We start from the raw sequence: 3,391 nt of genomic DNA on the forward strand, positions 1-3,391 counted from the left end.
GGCGGAAGGACTGGCGGGAGATCGACGCGCTCGCGGCCCGTCTCGGTGTGCCGTGCTTCACCCGGGTCGACGGTACGCCGGGAAAAGCCGGTAATCTCAACCACGCGCTGGCCCGCACCGACGGTGACGCGATTCTGACCCTCGACGCGGACCACCTCGTGGTTCCGGACCTCGGGGAGCGGGTGGTCGGTTATCTACGTGACCCCGGCGTTGGTTTCGTCTGCACCGCCCAGTGTTTCGACACGGGCCGCATCGACATCCTGAACAACGCCGAAACCATATTCTACCGCTCCCTGCAGCCGGCGAAGGACCGCGACAACGCCGCGTTCTCCTGCGGCAACGGAACGCTGTACCGGCGATCCGCGCTCGAATCGGTCGGCGGATTCAGCGAATGGAACATCGTCGAAGACGTGCAGACGTCGTACGAGTTGCATTCTCATGGCTGGTCCAGCGTCTACCATCCTGTCCCGATTTCGATCGGGACGGCGCCGGCGACGGCGGCCGTCTATGCCAAGCAGCGCCTGCGCTGGGCGATGGACGGCACCCGGCTGCTGCTGTTCGACAACCCGCTGGTCAAGCCGGGCCTGAGCGGCTGGCAGCGGGCACACTACCTGCACACCAGCCTCAGCCCCCTGCTGGCGTCCGTTCAGATGATCTTTGCGATGGGCCCGGTGCTGTCCATCGTCTTCCGTTCCCAGCTCTCCTCCGCGGCATCCCAACAGTCGTATCTGCTGTTCGGGCTGCCCTACCTCGCCAGCACCCTGCTCTTCATCGCCGCATACGCGGGGATGAGGTCCACACCCCGCACGGTGGGAAGCGTGCTGTTCAACTCCCCGATCTATCTCCTCGCGCTCGCGCGCGTCGCGTCCGGATACCGACCCCGCTCGTCCGGTACCACCGAGAAGGCGTTCCAGCCGAGGATGTCGCTGCTCGTACTTCCGCAGATCCTCCTCGTGGTCGTACTCGTGTTCTCGATCGTTTTCTACGCGTTCGACACCCGGGCGGAGCGCCCGGTGTTCGCGCTGGTGTGGGCGGGGATCCTGCTCGTGACCATGGCCGGGCCGCTGTCGGCGGTCAGCGAGCGGCGTGCCGTGGTCGAGCGCTGGCAGGTTCCGATACGCGGGACGATCCTCCTCGCCGTCGCCCTCCTGTCGGCATGGACGTTCGCGCACTGATCAACCGGTCGGTGGTTCACGGCGGGTGACGGTTCACAGCACGGCAGCGGCTCGGGTGGGATCCGGCTGGGGCGGTCCGGCCGGATCCCACCCGCCGTCCGATCGGGCGTAGGGGTACCACAGCCCGTCGCGTCCGAAGCGGAGCTGTACCCCACCGGCGGTGATCCTGTTCCGATGCACTCTCACGCTCTGGCCGGACACCGTCCGCAAGGCCACCTTCGCGGCCTTCAACGCGTCCGCGTCAGCTCCACCCGTGTCCGGTTGCCAGGTCTCGCGGAGGAGCTCAAGCGCGGTGGCGCCACCGTAACGCCAGGCCAGCCCCCAGCGGGCCAGTTCGCGACCGGCCACCCCCGAGCGGGCCACCAGGGTTGGGAAGGCGGACGTACCCAGCGCCCGGTCGGCACGGCGCGCGAGATCGACCTCCGGGTCGAGGTCGAGCCCGCCGCTGCCGATGCCGACCGCGAGTTCCCACGCTCGGACGGCCGCGTCCGCGGCCAGGGCAAACAGATCGTCGCGTACCGTGGCATCGCCAGCCGGGCCGCCGGCCTTGCCGCCAACCGGGCCACGGGCCTTGTCACTTCCCGTGCTTCCGGTCGCGCTGCCTGGCGGTGGCTCCACCGGCAACGCAGCCGGATGGCCGGGCTGCTCGGGCGGCATCGGCGGGGTGGGTATGGGTCCGGCCGGAGGGAGCGCACCCAGTATGGTCCGTGCGTCCACCCCTTCGTCATGATCTGTGGCCGGTGACGACGTGCGTGCGATCGCTGGAGATCCGGGAGGCCCGGATCCTCGGGTGGTTGCGTGGCGTGGCGGCGACTCGGCGGGGGTGGCCGCACCACGGCGGCGGGACCGCAACCCTGCCAGCACCTCCTCGCGGGTACGACCACGCAGCAGCAGGAGGACGAACGGATCGGCGTCCAGAGCGTCCGCGACCAGATAGCAGACGGCAGCGGCGTGCTTGCAGGGGTTGGCGGAGTCCGGACAGGTGCAGGACGGCCCGACCTCACCCGCGCCGGGCAGCAGATCCAGGCCGGTACCGGCGATGTCGTCGGCAACCTGCGGGGGCAGTTCTCCGTCGAGCAGGGCAGCGGTGTGCCCGAGCTGGGCCGCGACCGCGTCCAGCAGCCGGGCCCACTCGTCGTCATCGAAGGTTCGCACCCGGATACGGACCGTATACGGCCGGATCCGGCGGCCCTGCACCGGCGCCCGCGCTTCGCCGACCATGACGCGCAGCTCGCCGACAGCTCCACTGCGGGCATAGGTCCGCCCGCGCGGAAGCCGGTTCGGATCGAGGCGGGCACGTTGCTCCAGGGCGTCCACCCATGCCTTACCCCACCAGGTGCGCCCGAACGCCCGTCGTCTCCCCGACGTCGGTGCCGGGCGGGAGCCTTGGGAGGCTGCCACCCGGGTCGCCGTCCCGCGCCCCGCGCTCACATCCGGCTCCGCAACGACACGAGATCGGCGAGGTCGTCGTCGGAGAGTTCGGTGATCCATCCCTCACCGGAACCGATCACCGCGTCCGCCAGTTCCCGCTTGGTCTCCAGCAGGGACGCTATACGGTCCTCCAGCGTGCCTTCGGTGACCAGCCGGTGGACCTGAACCGGACGGTCCTGCCCGATCCGGTATGCGCGGTCGGTCGCCTGATCCTCCACAGCCGGATTCCACCAGCGGTCGTAGTGCAGGACGTGGGTTGCGCGGGTCAGTGTCAGCCCGGTGCCACCGGCCTTGAGCGACAGCAGGAACACGGGTACCTCGCCGGCCTGGAACCGGGCGACCATCGTCTCCCGCCGCTTCACCGGCACCCCGCCGTGCAGGAACAGCGACTCCATCCCACGACCGGCCAGATGCCGTGCCAGCAGCTTGGCCATCTCGGTGTACTGGGTGAACACCAGCATGGACTCCCCGCCCGAAATGATTACATCGGTCAGCTCGTCGAACGCGGCGAGCTTTCCCGACCGGCCGGCGATCGGCCCGGACTGTTTCAGGTAGTGCGCGGGATGGTTGCAGATCTGCTTGAGTGCCGTGAGCAGCTTGAAGACCAGACCGGCTCGCTCGATGCCTTCCTTGCCCGCGATGACGGCCATGGTCTCGCGGACGACGGCCTCGTACAGGGTGACCTGTTCGGACGTGAGCGCGACGATGCGGTCCGTCTCGGTCTTGGGCGGCAGTTCCGGCGCGATGCCCGGATCGGACTTGCGCCGGCGCAGCAGGAACGGCCG

General features: G+C 69.3%; 3 protein-coding genes. 1 reads left to right on the top strand and 2 read right to left on the bottom strand.

Translation table 11 applies throughout. From position 1 onward, the window contains the following. A partial coding sequence (locus tag DD1DGNOD_RS02240) for a glycosyltransferase (protein ID WP_241255408.1) occupies positions 1–1,175 on the top strand: 1,175 nt, incomplete at its 5' end. Positions 1,176–1,208: 33 nt separating this feature from the next. Here the strand turns inward: DD1DGNOD_RS02240 and DD1DGNOD_RS02245 are convergent. Together DD1DGNOD_RS02245 and DD1DGNOD_RS02250 are read right to left on the bottom strand one after the other, a co-directional pair. Next, on the bottom strand, positions 1,209–2,606 hold the full coding sequence (locus DD1DGNOD_RS02245) for an SWIM zinc finger family protein (RefSeq protein WP_241255409.1): 1,398 nt from the start codon (positions 2,604–2,606) through the stop codon (positions 1,209–1,211). Continuing rightward, positions 2,603–3,391, bottom strand: a 789-nt coding sequence (locus tag DD1DGNOD_RS02250) for a DEAD/DEAH box helicase (RefSeq protein ID WP_131769330.1), incomplete at its 5' end; no start/stop codon positions are given. The genes DD1DGNOD_RS02245 and DD1DGNOD_RS02250, both read right to left, overlap by 4 nt.

The organism is Candidatus Protofrankia californiensis, from assembly GCF_900634765.1.
In the GTDB taxonomy this organism is placed as follows: Bacteria; Actinomycetota; Actinomycetes; order Frankiales; family Frankiaceae; genus Protofrankia; species Protofrankia californiensis.